This window comes from Stenotrophomonas sp. P5_B8, from assembly GCF_054049855.1.
In genome coordinates this window covers 1-2,440 of record NZ_JBFULO010000507.1, presented here as the reverse complement: position 1 = coordinate 2,440, position 2,440 = coordinate 1, and the positions used below count along the sequence as shown (strand labels likewise).

The following is a 2,440-nucleotide window of genomic DNA, read 5'->3' as shown; positions in this document are numbered from 1 at the left end:
CCTCCTTTATTTCGCCTCCAAGGGCATGGGGGCCCAGCGCCCGACCCACCGACGGCCGCGTCTGAAAAAGCTCAACGCACGCCAAGCGCATGGAACGCACATAGAAGAAGAAGCTCTTCCAAGCCATGCCACGCGATATCCGAACGACATACGGCGCCCCGGAGGGCGCCGCATGAGGTGGCCAGAAACTGCCGGCTTACCGGCTGTTGATCACGTAGTCGGCGATGATGCCGGTAGCGATGGCGACCAGCAGCAGGTTGCCGCGGTCATCGCGGATCCAGTGGTGGCCATACGGCGGGCGACGGACCGAGTAGCGGTTGTAGTCGTTGACCACGTAGACCGGGCCACGGTAGTACTCGTTGTAGCGGTGACCGCGCGCCCACCCATAGCCGCGACCGGGTCCCGGACGATAGACCACGCGCGGCGGCGGCGGCGCCGGGCGGTAGTGGCCGCGGTTGTCGTAGTAGCGGCGATCATGCCGCGCCTCGCGGCGGTCATCGCGCCAGTCGCGGCGATCATGACGGTCGTAACGGCGATCGTCATGACGGTCGTGGCGGTCATGCCCACGGCMACGATGGTCGTCGTCGGCGAAGGCCGGGGCCACTGCACCCAGGGCAAGCAGCGAGGCGACGGCCCCGACCACAAATCGATTGATGCTCATGATTGGCCTCGCTTGGTGGATTGATGGCTCCATCATGCGCAGGTCATCTGAACGGTCTCCGGCTGGAAACGGTTTCCAGTTTATGCCGTTTGACCGCCCATTCAGGCGGCGGCAAGCCCCGCCCCATGGGGCCACCGGCGGCTGTCATCGCTTCCGGCTATAATCGGGGGTACCCCTTTTATCCATCTGTTCCTGTTCCGCTCGGAACGGGCTCAGGGTTGCGCCTTCGGAGACCTCATGTCCTCGCAATACATCTACACCATGAACCGCGTCAGCAAGGTGGTCCCGCCCAAGCGGCAGATCATCAAGGACATCTCGCTGTCGTTCTTCCCGGGTGCCAAGATCGGCCTGCTGGGCCTGAACGGCTCCGGCAAGTCCACGGTGCTGAAGATCATGGCCGGCGTGGACACCGACTTCGAGGGCGAAGCCCGCCCGCAGGCCGGCATCAAGGTCGGTTACCTGGCCCAGGAACCGGAGCTGGACCCGACCAAGACCGTGCGTGAAGCGGTCGAGGAAGGCGTCGGCGAAGTGCTGCAGGCCCAGGCCCAGCTGGACGCCGTCTACCTGGCCTATGCCGAGGAAGGCGCCGACTTCGACAAGCTGGCCAAGGAACAGGAGCGCCTGGAGGCGATCCTGGCCGCCGGCGATGCGCACACCCTGGAAAACCAGCTGGACGTGGCGGCCGATGCCCTGCGCCTGCCGCCGTGGGAGGCCGTCGTGGGCACCCTGTCCGGCGGTGAAAAGCGCCGCGTGGCGCTGTGCCGCTTGCTGCTGCAGAAGCCGGACATGCTGCTGCTCGACGAACCGACCAACCACCTGGACGCCGAGTCCGTGGAATGGCTGGAACAGTTCCTGGCGCGCTACACCGGCACCGTCGTGGCCGTCACCCATGATCGCTACTTCCTGGACAACGCCGCCGAGTGGATCCTGGAACTGGACCGCGGCCGCGGCATTCCGTGGAAGGGCAACTACACCGACTGGCTGACCCAGAAGGACGACCGCCTGCGTCAGGAAGACAACCAGGAAAAGTCCCGCCAGAAGGCGATCCAGAAGGAACTGGAATGGTCGCGCCAGAATGCCAAGGGCGGCCGTACCAAGGGCAAGGCCCGTCTGGCCCGCCTGGAAGAACTGCAGTCGGTGGATTACCAGAAGCGCAACGAGACCAATGAAATCTTCATCCCGCCGGGCGAGCGCCTGGGCAATGCGGTGATGGAATTCAAGAACGTCTCCAAGAAGTTCGGCGACCGCCTGCTGTTCGACGACTTGAACTTCCTGGTGCCCGGTGGCGCGATCGTGGGCATCATCGGCCCCAACGGTGCCGGTAAGTCGACCCTGTTCAAGATGATCACCGGCCAGGAAAAGCCCGATACCGGCGAGATCGTGGTCGGCCCGACCGTGAAGCTGTCCTATGTGGACCAGAGCCGCGACGCGCTGGAGGGCAACCACAACGTCTTCCAGGAAATCGCCGGCGGCCTGGACATCCTCAACATCAATGGCGTGGAGATCCAGTCGCGCGCCTACATCGGCCGCTTCAACTTCAAGGGCCAGGACCAGCAGAAGCTGGTCGGTTCGCTGTCCGGTGGTGAGCGTGGCCGCCTGCACATGGCCAAGACCCTGCTGCAGGGTGGCAACGTGCTGCTGCTCGATGAACCGTCCAACGATCTGGACATCGAAACCCTGCGTGCGCTGGAAGATGCGCTGCTGGAGTTCCCGGGCAACACCTTCGTGATTTCGCATGACCGCTGGTTCCTGGATCGCATCGCGACCCACATCCTGGCC

2 protein-coding genes are annotated in these 2,440 nt (G+C 64.4%); one reads left to right on the top strand and one right to left on the bottom strand.

Annotated elements, in window-relative coordinates; genetic code table 11:
- Positions 1 to 196 precede the first annotated feature (196 nt).
- Positions 197 to 661, bottom strand: a complete 465-nt coding sequence (locus ACXJKH_RS18675) for an RcnB family protein (RefSeq protein ID WP_457321602.1) — start codon at positions 659 to 661, stop codon at positions 197 to 199.
- A 237-nt stretch (positions 662 to 898) separates the two neighbouring features.
- Between ACXJKH_RS18675 and ettA the strand changes: the two genes are divergently transcribed.
- Positions 899 to 2,440: energy-dependent translational throttle protein EttA (gene ettA / locus ACXJKH_RS18670; protein WP_457321600.1), on the top strand; the 1,542-nt coding region annotated here is incomplete at its 3' end.